This window comes from Enterobacter sp. MEB024, from assembly GCF_030209635.1.
GTDB lineage: Bacteria > Pseudomonadota > Gammaproteobacteria > Enterobacterales > Enterobacteriaceae > Enterobacter > Enterobacter ludwigii.
In genome coordinates this window covers 45,740-64,843 of record NZ_JARVRQ010000003.1, presented here as the reverse complement: position 1 = coordinate 64,843, position 19,104 = coordinate 45,740, and the positions used below count along the sequence as shown (strand labels likewise).

Sequence of the window (19,104 nt, the reverse complement as noted above, 5' to 3'; positions counted from 1 at the left end):
GTTACTGACTAAAAAGGCGACCCGAGGGTCGCCTTTTTTATTTACAACAACTCCCTCGCCGCCGACACAATGTCGTGTGCCGTCAGGCCATACTCCTTCTGCAGGAAGTCCTGTGTCCCCACCTGGCCGTAACGCTCCTTCACGCCCACCCGACGCATCGGCACCGGACAGGTTTCCACCAGCACTTCCGCCACTGCCGATCCCAGCCCGTTATGAATGCTGTGGTTTTCGCAGGTCACGATACGTCCGGTTTTCTCGGCGTAGTTTTTCACCAGCATCCGGTCAATCGGCTTAAGGGTAAACATGTCGATCACCGCGGCGCTGACGCCCTCCTGTTCGAGCTGACGCGCCGCTTCAAGCGCTTCCGCCACCATAATGCCGTTGGCAATCAGGGTGATGTCACTGCCTTCGCGCAGTACGTTGCCCTTGCCAAGCGTAAATGTCGAACCCGGCGCATACACGCTCGGGGCCTGCTTACGGATGGTACGCACCCAGTAGAAACCTTCGAGGTCAATAAGCTGGCGCAGTACATCTTCAAACATCACCGCATCCGTTACCTCCAGCACCACCGAATGGGCAAGCCCCCGCACGATGCCCATATCTTCAAACGACATATGCGTGCCGCCGTTATGACAGGCCGTCACGCCGGCATCTGAAGCAATGACCTTCACATTGTTACGCTGGTAGTCCAGGGACATAAACAGCTGGTCGAAACAGCGACGGCTGGCGAAGGCGGTAAAGGTATGCACGAACGGCTTGCGTCCGGTCAGCGACAGCCCCGCCGCCGTCCCCATAACGTTAGCTTCCATGATGCCGCAGTTAATCACATGCTGCGGATAATCACGTGCCACGCCATCCATCGCCATTGAGCTCATCAGATCCGCCTCGAGGGCGATAATGTCGCTCCCGGCTTCAATCTGCTGTGCCACAAACCCCGCGTAGACTTTACGCATCTCGACGGCGTCTTTCTGACCTGCAGGTGCAACCTTAATCATGTGAAGCCTCCAGTTGGCGAATCGTCTCGTTGAGGGCCGCCTTGCTCTCGGCGGTTAATCGCAGATGGTGCGAGTTACTCAGTTGCTCCAGATACGGCACGCCCTGCCCTTTGATACTGTCGAGGATCACCACCAGCGGGCGAGCATCCGCCGCCGGAACCAGCGATGTCACCTCCAGCAGTGCCGGAATGTCATCTCCTTTCACCGTCACCACGTCAAACCCGAAGGCACGGAATTTTCCTTCCAGATCGAACGCACAGATAATGTCGTCGAGTTCGCCATCAAGCTGCTGTTTGTTCCAGTCAACGAATACCGTCAGGCTATTCAGTCGATGGTGTGCAATAAACTGGAACGCTTCCCAGCACTGCCCTTCGTTCAGCTCGCCGTCGCCGACGATACAGAAAACCCGGTTGGGGCGTCCCGCCAGCTTATGCGACAGCGCCATTCCACCGGCGATGGAAATCCCCTGCCCCAGCGAGCCGGTGGTGGCATCCACCCCGCGCGTTTTTAGCCGGTCCGGATGGCTCGGCAGACGCGTACCGTTCTGGTTCAGCGTGCTCAGTTCTTCCATCGGGAAGTAGCCTTTGATCGCCAGGGTGCTGTACAGCGCGGGACCAGCATGTCCTTTTGACAAGACAAAGTAGTCACGCTCTGGCCAGTCCGGGTCGGCCGGGTCAATTTTCATCACTGCTCCGTACAACACGGCCAGGGTTTCAACAACCGACATACTGCCGCCGTAGTGACCAAAGCCCAGCTGGGTCAGCATTTTCAGCGTTTCAAGGCGGATCTGACGCGCCAGATGGGTTATCTCATTCTCATTCATGATTTGGCTCCGGTGTTTTCCTGCGCGTTATCGCCCGCAGATTTGTTTTTAGCGAATACGTTGTACGCCACCAGCAGTGCGAACAACGCCACAACAAGGCCGGTGATGGCAAGCGGCGACAGGAAGCGCGCCAGGTTACCCAGCACGATCCCGACAGCGCCAAAGTCAGCGTCCGAGAACGTGGTATTGGCAAATCCAATTGCCCCCAGCACCGGCAGCAGCAGAACCGGCAGGAAGGTGATCAGCAGGCCGTTGGCAAACGCACCAATCATCGCTCCACGACGTCCCCCGGTGGCGTTACCAAACACGCCCGCGGTAGCGCCGGTGAAGAAGTGCGGCACCACACCAGGCAGAATCAGCACCCAGCTGAACTGCCCACAGATAAACAGACCCACAAGCCCGCCAAGGAAGCTGAACAGGAAGCCAATCAGCACCGCATTTGGCGCATACGGATAGACAACCGGGCAGTCCAGAGCCGGACGTGCATTCGGCACCAGTTTTTCAGAAAAGCCGGTAAAGGCCGGGACGATTTCCGCCAGAATCAGGCGCACACCCTGCAGGATGATGAACACCCCCGCGGCGAACGTGATGGCCATGATGATGGCATAGACCAGGTAGTTCTGACCGCCGCTAAAGGTCGCCTCAACGTAGTCACGCCCGGCGCTCACCGCCATGATCAGGTAGATGATCATCATGGTCAGCGAGATGGAGATAGAGCTGTCGCGCAGGAAGCTCAGGTTCTTCGGCAGGTTCATCTCTTCAGTCGAGCGAGAGCCTTTGCCGAACTTACTGCCAATCCAGCCGGAGAGAACATAGCCCAGGGTACCGAAGTGACCAAAAGCGATGTCATCGTTGCCGGTAATGCGCTTCATGTAACGCTGCGCCAGCGCCGGGAAGAAGGCCATCACCAGACCGAGGATCAGCGACCCGGTAAAGACCAGACCAACGCCCTCAAAGCCCGCCACGGTGAGGATGACCCCAATCATGCATGCCATGTAGAAGGTATGATGCCCGGTCAGGAAGATATACTTCAGACGCGTAAAGCGGGCGACAATGATATTTGCCACCATACCGAATGCCATAATCAGCGCGGTAGAGGCACCGTATTTCTCCAGCGCAATGGAAACAATTGCCTCGTTATTGGGAATAATGCCCTGAATATTAAAGGCGTGTTCAAACATTCCGCCTAACGGATTTAATGACCCAACCAGCACCGTGGCCCCGCCGCCGAGCACAATAAAACCGAGTATGGTTTTAATGGTCCCTTTCACCACATCAGAAAAAGATTTCTTTTGAGCGACCAGGCCAATTAAGGCTATTAAGCCCACCAGCACCGACGGGACTTTTAATATATCAACAACGAAATTCAGCGTTTCAAGGATAAACATATCCACCTCGCCTTATCAGGATTATTGTCTGTCGAACCAGGCGCGGAGCTGCGCTTCGAGTTCGTTGATATCAATGATGTTGTTGATCACCACCAGCTGGCTTTCCGGCACGCTGGCACTGGCGGCAATGTCCTTCGCCATCACGAAAAGATCGGCGGCACCCGGCGTTGCCGAGGAGAGATCGGAGTGTTCAACGTCGGCGTCAATGGCCAGCTTCTTGAGCACCTTTTTAATATTCATTTCGACCATAAAACTACTGCCCAGGCCTGAACCGCAAATAGCCATAATTTTCATTGTTGTCCCCTTTTTTTGAGTAGAGCACGCCCCATCACGCTAAACGTAATGTTGTGATAAATCGGATGAGAGAATTAAATCAGAAGCGGTCAATAATCGTTTTAATGTCCTCCAGGGTATTCGCCTGATGCAATTCAGCCATATCGTCGTCGCTGGAAAATAATTCAGCGAGGGCAGAGATCATGTCGATGTGACTGTGTTTATCCGGCGCCGCGAGCATAATAATAACATCCACGGGATCGAACTCGCCGGCACCAAAAGAGACTCCCTTTTTCAGTTTTAATAATGAGAGGCCTAATCCTTTGGCCCCCTCTTCCGGCCGCGCATGCGGCATGGCCAGCCCTGGTGCCAGCACATAATAAGGTCCTAATGCATGATGCTGCTCAATGATGGCCGTCACGTATTCCGGGCCAATCACCTGCAGATTCAGCAACGGTTTCGCGCATATTTCCAGCGCCTGCGGCCAGCTTTCCACGCTCTCCTGCAGCGTGATGGTTGTATCATATATCCACTTTTTCAGCATTTCTCCGTCCCGCCACAATGCAAAAGATGAGCAAACTTTATTCAACACATCCCTTATTGACTGCGATCGGGATCACAAAGATAGCGCTACCAATCGCTAACATTCAGAAGTGTGATAGCGCTATCAAATTGTAATCATGGTGTGAATTCACAGCAAAAAAAGGGATTTAAGGCGTATACTGCGTTTCACGTGAAACGAAGGATGATAATAAAAACGCGTCTGGTCAGCAGGAAGGTGTATGTCTCTAACCCGAAAACGGCGCAGTACCGGTAAAGTGACACTCGCCGATGTCGCACAGCTTGCCGGGGTGGGCACGATGACCGTGTCCCGTGCACTCCGCACGCCTGAACAGGTTTCCGATAAACTGCGAGAAAAAATAGAAGCCGCTGTACAGGAATTGGGTTACATGCCTAATCTCGCTGCCAGCGCGCTGGCCTCGGCATCGTCATGGACGATTGCGATGGTCGTTCCTAATCTCTCCGAATCCGGTTGCTCGGAGATGTTCGCCGGGCTTCAGCAGGTACTGCAGCCTGCCGGATACCAGATCATGCTGGCCGAATCACAGCATCGACTCGAGCAGGAAGAAAAATTGCTGGAGACGCTGCTGGCGTCGAACATTGCCGCTGCGATTTTGCTCAGCGTTGAACACTCCGATACTGTCCGCCACTGGCTGAAAAACGCCTCCATTCCGGTCATGGAAATGGGGGCCATGCGCGCCGATCCTATCGATATGAATATCGGGATTGATAACGTCGCGGCGATGTACGAACTGACGGAGATGGTTATTAAGCGTGGCTACCAGAATATTGGCCTGCTGTGCGCTAACCAGGAGCAGTGGATTTTCCAGCAGCATTTACAGGGCTGGTACAAAGCGATGCTTCGCCACCATATGTCACCAAACCGGGTGATTAACGCCGCCATGCCACCGAGTTTTTCCACGGGTGCGGCGCAACTGCCGGAGTTCCTGCTGGCGTGGCCGGAGCTGGATGCACTGGTGTGCGTGTCGGATGAACTGGCCTGCGGGGCACTTTATGAATGCCAGCGTCGGCGTATAAAAGTACCGGACGATCTGGCCGTGGTAGGTTTTGGCGATAGCGACGTCAGCCGGGTCTGTCAGCCACCGCTGACGACCATGGCTGTGCCACATCGTAAGATTGGGATTGAAGCGGGACGCGCGTTACTGGAACGTCTGAATGATGGAGACTGGCGCGATCATAAACCTATCGCGTCCAGCCTGTGTCTGCGGGAGAGCTGTTGAGGCTTACTCCGCCTCTTCCTCTTTTTCCGCTTTCGTGGATTCGTTTTTAGCGTTGCGGGTCATCCACAGCGCCAGCGCTTTTAACGAATCCGGGGTGAACTCGTCGCAACGCGCGGTAATTTCTTCCGGCGTCATCCAGTTCACTTCGCTCACTTCTTCTTCCTGCAGGGCGAACGGGCCATGGGAAACGCAGCTAAACAGCCCGCCCCAGACGCGGCAATGCTCGTCCTCGAAATAGAACTGACCATGCTCGGCAAACGGCACGCCGGCAATCCCTAACTCTTCTTCCGCTTCACGACGCGCGGAGTCCAGCAGAACTTCATCCGCCTGAACAACGCCGCCTGCAGTTGCATCCAGCATACCAGGGAGAAAATCTTTGGTGTCCGTGCGGCGCTGAACCAGAATTTTGCCCATCCCGTCATGCACAACGATGTATGTCGCACGGTGACGCAGACGCTCCGCGCGCATTTGTTCGCGGCTGGCCTGCGCGATCACTTCATTCTCTTCGTTGACAATGTCAACCCACTCTGTACTTGCCAAATGACTCTGCTCCACCATCGGGAAACCTTCTCGTCTAAGCGCTCTTTCGGCGCGTTTGCAGTTGAGGTGTAACTTACGGATTAATCGCTATTTGCGCAATAACTTGCTGATCATTAAGTGCGATTACGCTTAACGTATTCTCATCGAGCATGCCATAGCTTGCTGAATTTCCACCTTTCGGTATGCTGACCGAACCGGGGTTAAAGTGATATATCTCGCCGCGTTTTTCTGCCACCGGAATATGAGTATGACCGTAAACCAGGACATCGCCAGCCGCCAGTGCCGGGAGATTTTCCGGGCTAAAAAGATGACCATGGGTCAGGAACAGACGGCTATTTTCCATCAGCACCTGTTGCCAGGGGGCAGTGATGGGAAAATCCAGCAGCATCTGGTCCACTTCACTGTCGCAGTTACCGCGAACGGCGATAATGCGCGAAGCATACTGATTGAGTTTTTCCGCTACCTGCGCCGGTGCATAGCCTTCCGGCAGCGCATTGCGCGGACCATGATTTAACACATCCCCCAGAATCACCAGCCATTGCGCCCTGCTTTGAGCAAACAGAGAAAGAACACGCTCGGTCGCGGGCAGCGAACCATGGATATCAGACGCAAACATCAGTTTCATCAGTCACTCCCTGGAAATCAGACTGCCCTATCATACCTGAAGCGTCAGGCTATATCAGCCCGCCCGCTTAGCGGAGAGTGCCACATAGCGCTGCACTGAGGCGCGTTGCCACTGAAACGCGGCATAATCCACCAGCAGCTGAGGCACCTCATCCCCATTGAGGATCAGACGGTTCAGCATCAGCGCCAGATCGGTATCGGCAATACACCACTCGCCGAATAAATTCGGATTACCATGAGCCAGCAGAGAAGTCGCGGTATCGATCAGTTTTTGGGCACTGGCCGCACCGTCTTTACTCAGCGCCGGTTTTTTCACCCCGGCAAACACCACATCCGTGGAGCGTTCCACGCGAATCGGCACCAGATCGCTGCGCAGCCACGCCTGGATCTGACGAGCGCGGGCACGTTTTTGCAGATCGTGAGGGTAAATGCGCTCCCACTCAGGTGGTGCGAACCGATCTTCCAGATACTCATCGATCGCCGACGATTCACTCAGCGCGAAGCCATCAATGTCCAGCACCGGCACGCGACGGGTCAGGGCGTAGCCCTGCCACTGGGGTTTCAGATGTTCACCGCCGTCCAGATCCACCGTCTTTAGCGTAAATGACAGTCCTTTTTCGGCCAGCGCCACATACGCGCTCAGAACATAGGGAGAAAAGAAATCTGCATCGGACCATAACGTGATTACGGGCTGGTTCATAACATCCTCATCGGCTGATCGGTTTTCATTCAACATATAATCTCTTTGCCTCGCTGTCACTTGATGAAAACTCACGATTTACAACAACCACCTATACTCATTTTTCATGGCGTCACTATTTTCACTGACAGGAGTTGAGAATGATCGACCTTTATTATGCCCCTACCCCGAACGGCCATAAGATCACCCTCTTTCTTGAGGAAGCCGAACTGGATTACAGGATCATTCGCGTGGATATCAGCAAAGGCGATCAGTTCAGTCCTCTCTTTCTGGCTATATCGCCAAACAATAAAATCCCGGCCATTATTGATAACCATCCTGCCGATGGGGGCAAGCCGTTGAGCCTGTTTGAATCCGGAGAAATATTGCTCTATCTGGCAGAGAAGACAGGCAAATTGCTGAGCGGAGAGCTGCGCGAGCGTCACCACACGCTGCAGTGGCTTTTCTGGCAGACGAGCGGTCTGGGGCCGATGCTCGGACAAAACCACCATTTTACCGCCTACGCACCGCAGCCGATTCCTTATGCTATCGAACGCTATCAGGTGGAAACCCAGCGGTTATACGGCGTTCTGAACCGTCGGCTGGAGAAAGCACCGTGGCTCGGTGGGGATCATTACAGCATCGCCGACATTGCCTGCTGGCCCTGGGTGAATACCCATGAAAAGCACCGCATTGACCTGGCGTCTTACCCGGCGGTGAACAACTGGTTTGAACGAATCCGCACGCGTCCGGCCACCGAACGCGCCATGCAAAAAATCCAGCAAATTTAAGCCGGTGGCTGGTGTGTGCCGGAGTGGCTCTCATGTATTATGTGAAGGAAATTCTGACACGGAGAAGACCTGCAATGTCACAGCATGACGCTATTATTCGTATAAAAAATTTACGCCTACGCACCTTCATCGGTATCAAAGAGGAAGAGATCGCCAACCGTCAGGATATCGTGATTAATGTGGTTATCCACTACCCGGCTGAGAAAGCGCGGGCCAGCGAAGATATTAATGATGCGCTGAACTACCGCACGATAACCAAAAAAATCATCCAGTACGTGGAAAACAACCGCTTCTCTTTACTGGAAAAATTAACTCAGGATGTGCTCGACATCGCACGCGATCATCACTGGGTCACTTATGCTGAAGTAGAGATCGATAAACTTCACGCCCTGCGTTACGCCGATTCCGTCTCGATGACGTTAAGCTGGCAACGCCAGGCGTAACCCTGGAGGTTGTATGAAGATTTTGCTGACCGGCGGTACCGGCCTGATTGGTCGCCATCTCATTGCGCGTCTGCAGGCGTTGCATCACGACATTACCGTGGTGACGCGCAGTCCAGAGAAAGCGCGCCAGGTGCTGGGCGCAGGTATCGACATCTGGAGAAATCTGGCCGAGCAGCAGAATCTGGACGGGTTTGACGCCGTCATCAACCTGGCAGGCGAACCGATCGCCGATAAGCGCTGGACGGAAGAGCAAAAACAGCTCTTGTGCAGCAGCCGGTGGACCCTCACCGAAAAGCTGGTTGAGCTTATCCGTAACAGTCATACCCCGCCGTCGGTTCTCATTTCGGGTTCCGCCGTAGGGTATTACGGCGATCTCGGCGAGGTGGTGGTAACGGAAGAAGAGCCGCCCCACAACGAGTTCACCCATAAACTTTGCGCCCAGTGGGAGCGTATCGCCTGTGCTGCGCAAAGCGATCATACCCGCGTCTGCCTGCTACGCACCGGTGTGGTCCTTGCCCCGAAAGGCGGCATTCTGGCGAAGATGCTCCCCCCTTTCAGGCTCGGTCTTGGCGGGCCAATCGGCAATGGCCGTCAGTATCTGGCGTGGATCCATATCGACGATATGGTCAACGGTATTCTCTGGCTGCTGGATAACGATCTGCGCGGGCCGTTTAATATGGTTGCGCCCTACCCGGTACGAAATGAACAGTTTGCCCATGCTCTCGGACATGCCCTGCATCGTCCGGCGATTTTGCGCGTGCCTGCTACGATGATCCGCCTGATGATGGGTGAAGCGTCCGTGCTGGTGTTAGGCGGGCAACGGGCCCTGCCAAAACGGCTGGAAGCGGCCGGGTTTGCGTTCCGCTGGTATGACTTAGAAGAGGCGCTGGGGGATGTGGTGAGATAATGTTACAGTGATATGCCATGTTCCGACGAAATGGCATATCTATGGCAACCATTACCACTCCCCGGCTCCATCTCACGCCCTTCGAACCCACTGACTGGCCTTTTTTCCGTGCCCTGCGCGAGGATCGCGCCATCATGCAGTATATGGCCGCTATCGCCCCGGAAAAAGAGACCCGACGCCTGTTTGCCGCACGTCTGACGGCAGCGCATGTGTTCGTTATCCGCTTACGCGATGAAGAGACCCCGCTGGGCGATATCGGCCTGCAAATCAGCGCTGAAAATCGTGAAGAGGCGGATATCGGCTATACGGTCGTGCCTGCCGCGCAGGGCCAGGGCATCGCCAGTGAGGCACTGCGCGCGGTGTGTGACTACGCATTTAACCAGACGGGTGTAAAGGCGATTAACGCATATGTGCTGGCAGACAACGGCGGGTCAGTCCGGGTACTGGAGAAAGCGGGTTTTGTGCGCACGCAGGTGCTGGAAAAAGCGTATGAGATTAACGGTGTGCGGTATGACGACTGGGTGTATCGACTGGAGTGTGGTGCGGTCTGATGCCCACACTCCGGCCCTCTCCCACAGGGAGAGGGGAAAGGCAAAACCTACTTCAAAGACCCCTTCAGGAACTGCTGCAGACGCGGGCTTTGCGGGTTCGCTAACACCTCATCGGGATGCCCCTGCTCTTCGATTTTACCCTGATGCAGGAAGATGACGTGGTTAGAGACGTTCCGGGCAAAGCCCATCTCGTGCGTCACCACCACCATCGTTTTGCCCTCTTCGGCCAGCTTCTGCATGATGCGCAGCACTTCGCCAACGAGTTCCGGGTCCAGCGCGGAGGTCGGTTCGTCGAACAGTAAGACTTCCGGCTCCATCGCCAGCGCGCGGGCAATGGATACACGTTGCTGCTGCCCGCCGGACAGATGTACCGGATACTTCATCTGCTGGCGCTCATCAATACCCACTTTCGCCAGGTATTTCACCGCACGGTCGCGGGCGTCCTGTTTGCTGAGACCCAGCACCTGGATTGGCGCTTCCATTACGTTCTCCAGCACCGTCATATGGCTCCAGAGATTAAAGTGCTGGAAAACCATCGTCAGGCGCGTACGCAACAGACGCAGCTGATTTTTATCCGCCACCTTCAGCTGGCCGTCTTTGTCACGCACCAGATTGATGTTCTGCCCGCTCACCACAATTGAGCCTTCGCTCGGTTTTTCGAGGAAGTTAATGCAGCGCAGGAAAGTACTTTTACCGGAGCCGGATGAGCCGATAATACTGATGACATCGCCCGCGTTTGCCTGCAGCGACACCCCTTTCAGCACTTCATGTTCGCCGTAGCGTTTGTGCAGATCAATAACGTTTAATTTGTTCTCAGCCATCATCATTCTCAGTGCGTCGAAGAAGGTTTTATATGCTGCAACCAGCGTTTTTCTGCCTTACGGAACAGGCTAATCAGGACGTATGAAATTATCAAATAAAGCACTGCCGCAATACCGAATGCGGTAAACGGCTGATAGGTTGCCGAGTTAATATCCCGGGCAATCTTCAGTAAGTCCGGCACCGTGGCGGTAAAGGCCAGCGCCGTGGAGTGCAGCATCAGAATCACTTCGTTACTGTACGCCGGTAACGCAATACGCAGCGCCGACGGCAGAATGATGCAACGGTAAAGCTTCACGGAGGAGAAGCCGTACGCACGCGCCGCTTCAATTTCACCGTACGGGACAGAGCGAATCGCCCCTGCGAAAATCTCGGTGGTATAGGCGCAGGTATTGAGCGTCAATGCCAGCACCGTACAGTTCAGACCGCTGCGGAAGAACGCATTGAGCATTTCAGTGCCTTTTACGATCTCAAGCGTGTACATCCCCGAATAGAACACCAGCAGTTGCACGTACAGCGGCGTACCGCGAAACACATAGGTAAACAGCCAGATTGGGAACTGGATAAATTTATTGTTCGACACACGACCAATGGCAAGAAATACCGCCAGAATGCCGCCCATCACCACGGAGGAGATCAGAAGCCAGAGCGTAATGGCAACGCCGGTGAAGCGATAGCCATCTGTCCACAGCAGCGATTTCCAGTATTCCTGAATAATCTCAATCACAGATCAGCCCTCTTCACACCCACGGAGTAGCGACGTTCGAGCAAAAGCAGCACACCATTGGAGGCGGTCGTAAAGACCAGATAGATTACGCCACATACCACCGCAAAGTAGAACGGCTCCCAGGTGCTTTTGCCGGCAAGCTGGGTCGCTTTCACCACATCTTCCAGGCCAAGCAGAGAGACCAGCGCGGTTGCCTTAAGAATAACCTGCCAGTTGTTACCGATACCTGGAAGCGCATAGCGCATCATGGCCGGGAACATGATTCGACGAAACGTCTGTGAGGAGGTGAAACCGAATGCGGTTGCCGCTTCAATGTGGCCTTTCGGCACAGCCATATACGCGCCGCGGAAGGTTTCGGTGAAGTAGGCCCCGTAGATAAAACCGAGCGTAATAATACCGGCCACCATCGGGTCGATATCGATTTGTCCCATACCCATTGCGTCCGTCACGCTGTTAAGCGCAATCTGCAGACCGTAAAAGATCAGAAGCATCAGCACCAGATCGGGAACACCGCGAATCAGCGTCGTATAGCCTTCAAAAATCAGCGCCAGCGGCTTGTTAGCCGAAAGCTTCGCCCCTGCGCCCGCCAGACCTATCAGCACCGCCAGCACCACGGAGCTGAGAGCCAGCTCAAGGGTGACAAGCGCGCCCTGTAAAATAACGCCAGAAAATCCGTACAGCATACCGCGAGCCCTGTCGTATCGTGAGTGGTGGAACCGTGTCTTTTCCCCTCCCACAGTGGGAGGGGCTGCACGTTATTTGACGGGGCGATTAGCCGCCGTAAACATTGAAATCGAAGTATTTTTTCGCAATTTTCTCGTACGTGCCGTCAGCGCGCATTTCGGCAAACGCTTTGTTCAGCGCTTCACGCAGTTCGTTGTCTTCCTTGCGCAGGCCCATACCGGTGCCTACACCAAACAACTTCACATCCTTGATGGATGGACCGCCAAACTTATAGTCTTTGCCGACCGGCTGCTTCAGGAAGCCTTCGCTCGCCGCGACTTCATCCTGGAACGCTGCGTCAATGCGACCTGCCGTCAGGTCAGCGTAGATATTTTCCTGGCCCTGATAAGAGACGATTTCAATCCCTTTCGGCGCCCAGTGTTCGTTACCGTAGGTTTCCTGAGTGGTCCCCTGCAGCACGCCCACGCGTTTGCCTTTCAGCGACTCGAGAGTGGGCTGAATGTCGGAAGATTTGGCGACAACCAGACGTGAATCTGCCGCGTAGAGTTTGTCCGTGAAAGCAATCTCCTGCTGGCGTTTTTCAGTGATGGAGAGCGAGGACATAATCACGTCGATTTTTTTCGCTTTCAGCGACGGGATCAGCGCGTCCAGTGGGTTCTCAACGTAGGTACACTGCGCTTTGATGCGTTTGCACAGTTCGTTGGCCAGATCGATGTCAAAACCAACCAATTCACCTTTAGAATTCTTCGATTCGAACGGTGCATAGGTAGGATCGGTACCGATTCGAATTTTCTGCGGAATTGCTGCGAATGCCGCGGTGGCGCTGGAAAAGGCCAGCACCAGAGAAAGTGACAATACTAGTTTTTTCATATCTGTCCTCAACAAACTGTCTACATACGGGATTTTTACGACGACGGGGTGGTGCTAATGTGCCATCAATCCCCTCCGTCAGGCAAAGAATAATGCCTTTGAGCCGGGATTTTTTGCATTATAAATGCGTAAGTATGCACACAGCGATCCAATACAGTGCATTAATTGCACCATATTGGATCATCCCGCCCGACAATGCACCTCAGCAGTGCATTGTCGTCAGGTATTAGTCACCGTAGACGTTGAAGTCGAAGTATTTCTTCGCCAGTTTGTCGTAGGTACCGTCTTTACGCAGCTCAGCAAACGCTTTGTCGAAGGCGGCTTTCAGCTCGGTATCGTCCTTACGCAGGCCGATACCCGTACCGTCACCAAAGTACTTTTTGTCTTTCACGGACGGGCCAGCAAAAGCGTACTCTTTGCCCGCTGGCTGTTTCAGGAAGCCTTCGCTCGCGGCGACTTCATCCTGGAATGCCGCATCCAGACGGCCTGCCGCCAGGTCAGAGTAGATCAGATCCTGGTTCTGGTACGCCACCACATCGACGCCCTTTTCACGCCAGTTCGCATTGGCAAACCCTTCCTGCGTTGAGCCCTGAAGCACGCCGACATGCTTGCCTTTCAGCGAGTCGATGGTGGGTTGAATCGGGGAGCCTTTAGCGGCAATCAGACGTGAATCTGCAGCGTAAAGCTTGTCAGAGAAGGCAATCTCCTGCTGACGTTTTTCGGTGATAGAGAGAGAAGAGATAATGGCGTCGATTTTCTTGGCTTTCAGCGACGGGATTAACGCATCAAAGTCGCTGCCCACCCATGTGCATTTCACCGCAATGCGTTTGCACATTTCATTTCCCAGATCGATATCAAACCCAACGAAATCGCCTTTCGCATCCTTGGAAGAGAATGGCGCGTAGGTTGCGTCTGTACCGATACGAACTGTCTGTGGAAGCGCTGCGTAGCTACCTGCTGCCGCACTTAACCCCACCAGCAAAGACAGAGCCAGAACCGTCTTCTTCATACATTTACCCTCAAGTACCGTGATTTTATTATGTATTGTGTTGTGTGTTGTGTTGCAGGCTTCTCTTGCAGGTCTTATGCCACATTGCCGTCTGGTGAAAAGTTCGACGTTAAATATGTTAATAAAACGTTGCGATATTGCCTTAATGGTGAAAGATAGCAGGTCTGCCGAACGAACCGGAAAGAGAAAAAGGGAAAAAGCGAATTAAATGTCGAGGATATGATCGCCGTTGCATAATTGCCCTGAAACAGGGCACGTTATCTTTTCATGCACGCTGTGGGTGCACAGATTCAGGCACCCTGCCAGCGGGTGAAAAGGTCTTCAGGCAGGTCGATATCAAACTGATCGAGAACGCGGTTAACCGTCTGATTAATCACATCATCCAGTGAAACGGGTCGGTGATAGAACGCCGGTACCGGTGGCATGATCACCGCGCCGAGTTCAGCAGCCTGAGTCATTAAACGCAGATGTCCCAGGTGCAGCGGCGTTTCCCGCACGCAGAGAACCAGAGGACGGCGCTCCTTCAGCACCACGTCCGCGGCGCGGGTCACCAGCGTGTCGGTATAGCTGTTTACAATGCCAGAGAGCGTTTTAATGGAACAAGGCAGGATAACCATGCCCGCCGTTTTAAACGAGCCAGAGGAGATGCTGGCGGCGATATCGCGGGCATCGTGAACCACATCCGCCAGCGCCTGGACATCACGCAGTGAGAGGTCGGTTTCAAGAGAGAGGGTCTGACGTGCCGCCTGGCTCATGACCAGATGCGTTTCCACTTCTGCCACGTCGCGCAGCACCTGTAACAGACGTACGCCGTAAATCGCGCCACTGGCACCACTGAGCCCAACAATGAGTCGTTTCATGATTTTCGCCCTAACTGATTTCAGGGCAGACTGTGCAGGATTTTGCGGGGAGTTGCAAGTGAGGGCAAATGCCCTCACTTGCACAGACATCAACCTTCGTTGTGCATCTCTAAACTTTCGAGATCGTTTTGCAGCTGGACGGCTTTCGCATCGTCGTTGCGCAGCGAATCAAGGTAGTCGAGGTACTGCTGGTCAACGTCTTTCGTCACGTAAACGCCATTAAACACGGAGCATTCGAACTGCTGAATATCCGGGTTCTCAGCGCGTACTGCGTCGATAAGATCGTTCAGATCCTGGAAAATCAGGCCGTCGGCACCGATGATCTGACGAATTTCGTCCACTTCACGACCGTGAGCGATCAGCTCATTGGCGGTTGGCATATCGATGCCGTACACGTTCGGGAAACGAATTTCCGGTGCGGCTGAGGCCAGATACACTTTCTTCGCACCCGCTTCGCGCGCCATCTCAATAATCTGTTCTGAGGTGGTGCCGCGAACGATGGAGTCATCCACCAGCAGGACGTTTTTGTCGCGGAACTCAGCGCGGTTTGCGTTCAGTTTACGACGCACGGACTTACGGCGCAGCTGCTGACCCGGCATGATAAAGGTACGACCAACGTAGCGGTTTTTCACAAACCCCTGACGGTATGGCTTGTCCAGAATGCGGGCGATTTCCAGAGCGATATCGCAGGACGTTTCCGGAATAGGAATAACGACGTCGATATCCAGATCGTCCCATTCGCGGGCAATCTTCTCGCCAAGTTTTGTCCCCATGTTCACGCGCGCGCTGTAGACGGAAATCTTGTCGATAAACGAGTCCGGACGGGCGAAGTAAACATATTCAAACAGGCACGGATTGCTCACCGGGTTGTCAGCACACTGGCGGGTGAACAGCTGGCCCTTCTCAGTGATATAGACCGCTTCGCCAGGCGCAACATCACGCAGGAACTCGAAGCCCAGGGTATCCAGCGCCACGCTTTCAGAGGCAACCATGTATTCGGTACGACCATCACCGAGATCGCGCTTACCGAGCACCAGCGGGCGGATGCCGTTTGGATCGCGGAAGGCAACCATCCCGTGGCCGATAATCATCGCCACGCAGGCATACGCACCACGGATCTGGCGGTTAGTCGCGGCAACGGCGGCAAAAATGTTGTCTGCTTCCAGCGGGTAGTGACGGAAGTTATCCAGCTCGCTGGCAAAGATATTGAGCAGAATTTCAGAATCAGAGGTGGTGTTAATGTGGCGACGTTTCTCTTCGAACAACTTCTTACGCAGCTCGTGCGCGTTGGTCAGGTTGCCATTGTGGGCAAGCGTGATGCCATACGGTGAGTTGACGTAGAAAGGCTGAGCCTCAGAGGCGCTGGAACTGCCAGCAGTAGGATAACGAACGTGACCGATCCCCATATTACCTTGCAGACGCTGCATATGGCGGGCTTCAAACACATCATTTACCAGACCATTCGCCTTACGTAAACGGAAGCAGTTGTTTGCATCAATGGTGATGATACCCGCAGCATCCTGCCCACGGTGCTGAAGCACCGTTAACGCGTCATAAATCGACTGGTTTACCGGCATGAAACCGGCGATACCGACAATACCGCACATTCGTCTTTTCCTCGTTAAGCCACATCTCAGAGCGCATTACGCTCTGGGCAAGAAACTCGACGAGCTTTGCAGATAGTCAAAGAACCATCTGATGATGAAACTGAACTCTGGAATGAGCTGCGATTTTTGCCAGTCTTCACTTTTGGAGAACCCGGTAAAGGTATCCAGGAAGAACAGGATCGCGGCCACAATCAGCACGCCTCGTAGTGCGCCGAAACAGATCCCGAGTACCCTGTCTGTTCCTGACAGACCGGTTTTCTCGACCAGCTGACCTATCACGTAATTTACGATAGCGCCGACAATCAGCGTCGCGATAAACAGCACCGCGATAGCGATTCCATTTCGGACCAGTTCATCTTCAAAGCCCGTGAACCAGACAGACAGGTAAGTGTAGTAATGACTGGCAACAAAGAAAGCACAACCCCAGGTTACCAGCGATAACGCTTCACGAACAAAGCCACGGATCAGGCTAACCAGACAGGAAAAACCAATCACCGCAATGATGGCGTAATCAATCCAGACCATATGTGTCCCACGATTTAACGCCCTGTCATCCAGTTCGGGGCGAATTCTAACAGAAAAAGAAAACGTTTGCGTAGGGATTTCCTTCCCGCGCGTAAATAAAAAAGGCGCTGAAAAAATGTTCAACGCCGTGGCTTTTTACGTCTCTGTGGACGTCTGCCGTCACTCTTCCCCCCACCCTCTCCTCATAGAAAGGATAAGGGTGAGGGAGGGGTTAGTTCGCGCTGTAGCTCATCACCACACCGCTCAGGCCGGAGATCTGCTTCAGCTCACCCAGCGATCCTTTAAGCTTATCTTTGGACGCTTCTGGCCCCACGAGAATACGGGTAATTTTACCCTGTACCGGCGTGGAAGGTGAAGTGTAAACACGATATCCCGCACTGCGCAGTTTACCCACCACCTCATTGACCTTATCGGCATTTTTCAGCGCACCCAGCTGCACGACGTAGGCTTTGCCCGTCGGTGCGGCTTCCTGCTGAGCCGGTTTCGCCGGAGGCGGTGTCTCAGTCGCTGCGGCAAGCTGTTCGCTCGTTTTATCACGCTGCGGTTTCGGCTGCGTTTTTTCGACCGGCTTCGGTTTCTCAGCCGGTTTAGGCTGCACGACCGGAACCGGTACCGGATCGATATCGTTGGTGTTGCTCGCCGCCAGACGAGACGGATCAAGAGACGGCGCAGCCGCATCGCCCGCGCGAACCTCTTCCGCTGCGCCTTCCGGCGGCTGAGCAGGAAGGGCCTGTGTCGCCGCAGGCAGCATATCCGGCTCGTCGCGATCGCCCGGTTTCGGTACCAGAGGAATGGCTGCAAACTCATCCTGATAGTGCTTTTTCTGCCCGTCGAGCAGGCCCGGGAGAATAATGACTCCCAGCGCCACCAGCACTATTGTTCCTGCTAAACGGTTCTGAAACTTACTCGCCACCGGTTCTCCCCGCGTCCATCACTTCCATGACATGTGCCACCGTGTGGAACGAACCACACACCAGCACGGTATCTTCTGGTTTAGCATCCGCCATCGCGGCATGCCAGGCCTGAGCCACGCTATTATAGATTGCGCCTTTGCCGAGATGTTCCATCAACTGCTCAGCGGTCGCCCCGCGTGGCCCCTCCAGAGGAGCACAATACCAGCTATCGACCACACTCTCCATGCAGGCCAGCGTACCGCCAATATCTTTATCATGAAGCATACCGATAACCGCCAGCACGCGCCCGGTTTTTGGTAACGATTTGAGACGTCCCGCGAGATACGCCGCGGCATGCGGGTTGTGCGCCACATCGAGGATCAGGCGCGGTGACTCGCTGACAATCTGGAAACGCCCGGGCAGAATCGCCCGCTCAATGCCCTCGCGAATCGCCTGCTCGCTCACCGCCAGACCGCTTGCGCGCAGTGCCGCCAGCGCGGTTGCCGCGTTAGGCTGCGGCACCTGCGGCAATGGCAGGTTGTCCAGTGCGCCCTGCGCATCGCTAAAGCGCCAGCCGTCTGCCTGAACCTCATACTGCCACTCTACGCCACGGCGCAGCAGACGCGCACCCGTCTCATTCGCCACCTCTGCAATGGTGTGTGGCATATCCGGCTCGCCGACCACGGCAGGTTTATTCGCCCGGAAAATCCCGGCTTTCTCGCGACCAATGCTTTCGCGATCCGGCCCCAGCCAGTCGGTATGATCCAGCGCAATGCTGGTCACGACGGCCACATCCGCATTCACCATGTTGGTGGCATCAAGACGCCCGCCGAGGCCGACTTCCAGAATCACCACGTCCAGTTGCGCCTGCTTAAACAACCACAGTGCCGACAGGGTGCCGTATTCAAAATAGGTTAATGAAATTTCACCGCGCGCAGCTTCAATTTCCGCGAAAGAGGCGGTATGCGCTGATTCCGGCAGCTCGCGATTTTGCACACGCACCCGCTCGGTATACCGCACGAGGTGTGGAGAGCTGTAAACGCCAACCTTATAGCCTGCTGCCATCAGGACAGATTCCAGCGTGCGGCACGTCGTGCCTTTACCGTTCGTTCCGGCAACGGTGAACACAAACGGCGCTGGTTTCAGTACGTCGAGACGCGCGGCAACCTGGCTTACGCGCTCAAGCCCCATATCGATGGTTTTACTGTGCAGGTTTTCCAGATAAGAAAGCCACGCGGCCAGGGGCGACGTGGCTTGGGGAATGCTTTTATTTTCCATGATGCCCGGTCATTAA

General features: G+C 54.6%; 23 protein-coding genes. 5 read left to right on the top strand and 18 right to left on the bottom strand.

Annotated elements, in window-relative coordinates; all coding sequences use genetic code 11:
* Positions 1-41 precede the first annotated feature (41 nt).
* The 5 genes from QRN24_RS06590 to QRN24_RS06570 form a co-directional block, all read right to left on the bottom strand.
* Positions 42-995: a transketolase family protein gene (locus tag QRN24_RS06590; RefSeq protein WP_025203581.1), complete on the bottom strand. Its 954-nt coding sequence runs from the start codon at positions 993-995 to the stop codon at positions 42-44.
* Positions 988-1,818: a transketolase gene (locus QRN24_RS06585; protein WP_073396196.1), complete on the bottom strand. Its 831-nt coding sequence runs from the start codon at positions 1,816-1,818 to the stop codon at positions 988-990. Before QRN24_RS06585 ends, QRN24_RS06590 begins: the two co-directional genes overlap by 8 nt.
* Entirely contained in the window at positions 1,815-3,206 is a 1,392-nt protein-coding gene (locus QRN24_RS06580; RefSeq protein WP_020883137.1) for a PTS ascorbate transporter subunit IIC, read from the bottom strand. Before QRN24_RS06580 ends, QRN24_RS06585 begins: the two co-directional genes overlap by 4 nt.
* A 21-nt stretch (positions 3,207-3,227) precedes the next feature.
* A complete protein-coding gene (locus QRN24_RS06575) occupies positions 3,228-3,500 on the bottom strand; it encodes a PTS sugar transporter subunit IIB (RefSeq protein WP_014171013.1) in 273 nt (90 codons plus the stop codon).
* 79 nt (positions 3,501-3,579) lie between these two features.
* Positions 3,580-4,023 carry a PTS sugar transporter subunit IIA gene (locus QRN24_RS06570; RefSeq protein ID WP_032678615.1) on the bottom strand — a complete coding sequence of 148 codons (444 nt, stop codon included), beginning with the start codon at positions 4,021-4,023 and terminating at the stop codon, positions 3,580-3,582.
* 238 nt (positions 4,024-4,261) lie between these two features.
* Between QRN24_RS06570 and QRN24_RS06565 the strand changes: the two genes are divergently transcribed.
* Entirely contained in the window at positions 4,262-5,281 is a 1,020-nt protein-coding gene (locus QRN24_RS06565) for a LacI family DNA-binding transcriptional regulator (protein WP_014171015.1), read from the top strand.
* Between the two features lie 3 nt (positions 5,282-5,284).
* On the opposite strand, the gene yfcD is transcribed toward QRN24_RS06565, so the two are convergent.
* The 3 genes from yfcD to yfcF are packed head-to-tail and all read right to left on the bottom strand — an operon-like array spanning position 5,285 to position 7,145.
* Positions 5,285-5,839, bottom strand: a complete 555-nt coding sequence (gene yfcD, locus QRN24_RS06560) for an NUDIX hydrolase YfcD (RefSeq protein ID WP_014171016.1) — start codon at positions 5,837-5,839, stop codon at positions 5,285-5,287.
* A gap of 55 nt (positions 5,840-5,894) precedes the next feature.
* Positions 5,895-6,446, bottom strand: a complete 552-nt coding sequence (gene yfcE, locus QRN24_RS06555) for a phosphodiesterase (protein WP_020883134.1) — start codon at positions 6,444-6,446, stop codon at positions 5,895-5,897.
* Positions 6,447-6,500: 54 nt separating this feature from the next.
* Positions 6,501-7,145, bottom strand: a complete 645-nt coding sequence (gene yfcF, locus QRN24_RS06550) for a glutathione transferase (RefSeq protein WP_044857736.1) — start codon at positions 7,143-7,145, stop codon at positions 6,501-6,503.
* Positions 7,146-7,285: 140 nt separating this feature from the next.
* Here yfcF and yfcG point away from each other — a divergent pair, with 140 nt between their 5' ends.
* The 4 genes from yfcG (at position 7,286) to QRN24_RS06530 (ending at position 9,816) form a co-directional block, all read left to right on the top strand.
* Positions 7,286-7,915: a GSH-dependent disulfide bond oxidoreductase gene (yfcG, locus tag QRN24_RS06545; RefSeq protein WP_020883132.1), complete on the top strand. Its 630-nt coding sequence runs from the start codon at positions 7,286-7,288 to the stop codon at positions 7,913-7,915.
* Positions 7,916-7,989: 74 nt separating this feature from the next.
* Positions 7,990-8,358, top strand: coding sequence for a dihydroneopterin triphosphate 2'-epimerase (gene folX / locus QRN24_RS06540; RefSeq protein WP_020883131.1), 369 nt, complete (start codon positions 7,990-7,992; stop codon positions 8,356-8,358).
* A gap of 13 nt (positions 8,359-8,371) precedes the next feature.
* Positions 8,372-9,265 carry a TIGR01777 family oxidoreductase gene (locus QRN24_RS06535; RefSeq protein ID WP_032678616.1) on the top strand — a complete coding sequence of 298 codons (894 nt, stop codon included), beginning with the start codon at positions 8,372-8,374 and terminating at the stop codon, positions 9,263-9,265.
* 41 nt (positions 9,266-9,306) lie between these two features.
* The gene (locus QRN24_RS06530) at positions 9,307-9,816 is read left to right on the top strand and encodes a GNAT family N-acetyltransferase (protein ID WP_032678617.1); all 510 of its coding nucleotides are present in this window, start codon (positions 9,307-9,309) and stop codon (positions 9,814-9,816) included.
* Between the two features lie 47 nt (positions 9,817-9,863).
* Here QRN24_RS06530 and hisP read toward each other — a convergent pair whose 3' ends face one another.
* The 10 genes from hisP to folC form a co-directional block, all read right to left on the bottom strand.
* A complete protein-coding gene (gene hisP, locus QRN24_RS06525) occupies positions 9,864-10,637 on the bottom strand; it encodes a histidine ABC transporter ATP-binding protein HisP (protein WP_020883129.1) in 774 nt (257 codons plus the stop codon).
* Positions 10,638-10,645: 8 nt separating this feature from the next.
* Positions 10,646-11,362 carry an ABC transporter permease gene (locus QRN24_RS06520; protein WP_008502590.1) on the bottom strand — a complete coding sequence of 239 codons (717 nt, stop codon included), beginning with the start codon at positions 11,360-11,362 and terminating at the stop codon, positions 10,646-10,648.
* Positions 11,359-12,045, bottom strand: a complete 687-nt coding sequence (locus tag QRN24_RS06515) for a histidine ABC transporter permease HisQ (RefSeq protein WP_020883127.1) — start codon at positions 12,043-12,045, stop codon at positions 11,359-11,361. The genes QRN24_RS06520 and QRN24_RS06515 overlap by 4 nt, the downstream gene beginning before the upstream one ends.
* An 88-nt stretch (positions 12,046-12,133) precedes the next feature.
* Positions 12,134-12,916: a histidine ABC transporter substrate-binding protein HisJ gene (hisJ, locus tag QRN24_RS06510; RefSeq protein ID WP_020883126.1), complete on the bottom strand. Its 783-nt coding sequence runs from the start codon at positions 12,914-12,916 to the stop codon at positions 12,134-12,136.
* A gap of 226 nt (positions 12,917-13,142) precedes the next feature.
* Positions 13,143-13,925, bottom strand: coding sequence for a lysine/arginine/ornithine ABC transporter substrate-binding protein ArgT (gene argT, locus QRN24_RS06505; protein WP_014171026.1), 783 nt, complete (start codon positions 13,923-13,925; stop codon positions 13,143-13,145).
* Positions 13,926-14,215: 290 nt separating this feature from the next.
* Positions 14,216-14,785 (bottom strand): UbiX family flavin prenyltransferase, encoded by a 570-nt coding sequence (locus QRN24_RS06500; RefSeq protein ID WP_014171027.1) that lies wholly within the window; start codon positions 14,783-14,785, stop codon positions 14,216-14,218.
* A gap of 89 nt (positions 14,786-14,874) precedes the next feature.
* Positions 14,875-16,392: an amidophosphoribosyltransferase gene (gene purF / locus QRN24_RS06495; protein WP_014171028.1), complete on the bottom strand. Its 1,518-nt coding sequence runs from the start codon at positions 16,390-16,392 to the stop codon at positions 14,875-14,877.
* Positions 16,393-16,428: 36 nt separating this feature from the next.
* Positions 16,429-16,917, bottom strand: a complete 489-nt coding sequence (cvpA, locus tag QRN24_RS06490; RefSeq protein WP_000262116.1) for a colicin V production protein — start codon at positions 16,915-16,917, stop codon at positions 16,429-16,431.
* A 211-nt stretch (positions 16,918-17,128) separates the two neighbouring features.
* Positions 17,129-17,830 carry a cell division protein DedD gene (gene dedD, locus QRN24_RS06485; protein ID WP_014171030.1) on the bottom strand — a complete coding sequence of 234 codons (702 nt, stop codon included), beginning with the start codon at positions 17,828-17,830 and terminating at the stop codon, positions 17,129-17,131.
* Positions 17,820-19,088 (bottom strand): bifunctional tetrahydrofolate synthase/dihydrofolate synthase, encoded by a 1,269-nt coding sequence (gene folC, locus QRN24_RS06480; RefSeq protein WP_032678618.1) that lies wholly within the window; start codon positions 19,086-19,088, stop codon positions 17,820-17,822. The genes dedD and folC overlap by 11 nt, the downstream gene beginning before the upstream one ends.
* Positions 19,089-19,104: the final 16 nt, after the last annotated feature.

Coding starts and splice junctions, on each gene's coding strand:
- QRN24_RS06590 (WP_025203581.1), bottom strand. CDS start 995: ATGATTAAGGTTGCACCTGCAGGTCAGAAAGACGCCGTCGAGATGCGT.
- QRN24_RS06585 (WP_073396196.1), bottom strand. CDS start 1,818: ATGAATGAGAATGAGATAACCCATCTGGCGCGTCAGATCCGCCTTGAA.
- QRN24_RS06580 (WP_020883137.1), bottom strand. CDS start 3,206: ATGTTTATCCTTGAAACGCTGAATTTCGTTGTTGATATATTAAAAGTC.
- QRN24_RS06575 (WP_014171013.1), bottom strand. CDS start 3,500: ATGAAAATTATGGCTATTTGCGGTTCAGGCCTGGGCAGTAGTTTTATG.
- QRN24_RS06570 (WP_032678615.1), bottom strand. CDS start 4,023: ATGCTGAAAAAGTGGATATATGATACAACCATCACGCTGCAGGAGAGC.
- QRN24_RS06565 (WP_014171015.1), top strand. CDS start 4,262: ATGTCTCTAACCCGAAAACGGCGCAGTACCGGTAAAGTGACACTCGCC.
- yfcD (WP_014171016.1), bottom strand. CDS start 5,839: ATGGTGGAGCAGAGTCATTTGGCAAGTACAGAGTGGGTTGACATTGTC.
- yfcE (WP_020883134.1), bottom strand. CDS start 6,446: ATGAAACTGATGTTTGCGTCTGATATCCATGGTTCGCTGCCCGCGACC.
- yfcF (WP_044857736.1), bottom strand. CDS start 7,145: ATGAACCAGCCCGTAATCACGTTATGGTCCGATGCAGATTTCTTTTCT.
- yfcG (WP_020883132.1), top strand. CDS start 7,286: ATGATCGACCTTTATTATGCCCCTACCCCGAACGGCCATAAGATCACC.
- folX (WP_020883131.1), top strand. CDS start 7,990: ATGTCACAGCATGACGCTATTATTCGTATAAAAAATTTACGCCTACGC.
- QRN24_RS06535 (WP_032678616.1), top strand. CDS start 8,372: ATGAAGATTTTGCTGACCGGCGGTACCGGCCTGATTGGTCGCCATCTC.
- QRN24_RS06530 (WP_032678617.1), top strand. CDS start 9,307: ATGGCAACCATTACCACTCCCCGGCTCCATCTCACGCCCTTCGAACCC.
- hisP (WP_020883129.1), bottom strand. CDS start 10,637: ATGGCTGAGAACAAATTAAACGTTATTGATCTGCACAAACGCTACGGC.
- QRN24_RS06515 (WP_020883127.1), bottom strand. CDS start 12,045: ATGCTGTACGGATTTTCTGGCGTTATTTTACAGGGCGCGCTTGTCACC.
- hisJ (WP_020883126.1), bottom strand. CDS start 12,916: ATGAAAAAACTAGTATTGTCACTTTCTCTGGTGCTGGCCTTTTCCAGC.
- argT (WP_014171026.1), bottom strand. CDS start 13,925: ATGAAGAAGACGGTTCTGGCTCTGTCTTTGCTGGTGGGGTTAAGTGCG.
- QRN24_RS06500 (WP_014171027.1), bottom strand. CDS start 14,785: ATGAAACGACTCATTGTTGGGCTCAGTGGTGCCAGTGGCGCGATTTAC.
- purF (WP_014171028.1), bottom strand. CDS start 16,392: ATGTGCGGTATTGTCGGTATCGCCGGTTTCATGCCGGTAAACCAGTCG.
- cvpA (WP_000262116.1), bottom strand. CDS start 16,917: ATGGTCTGGATTGATTACGCCATCATTGCGGTGATTGGTTTTTCCTGT.
- folC (WP_032678618.1), bottom strand. CDS start 19,088: ATGGAAAATAAAAGCATTCCCCAAGCCACGTCGCCCCTGGCCGCGTGG.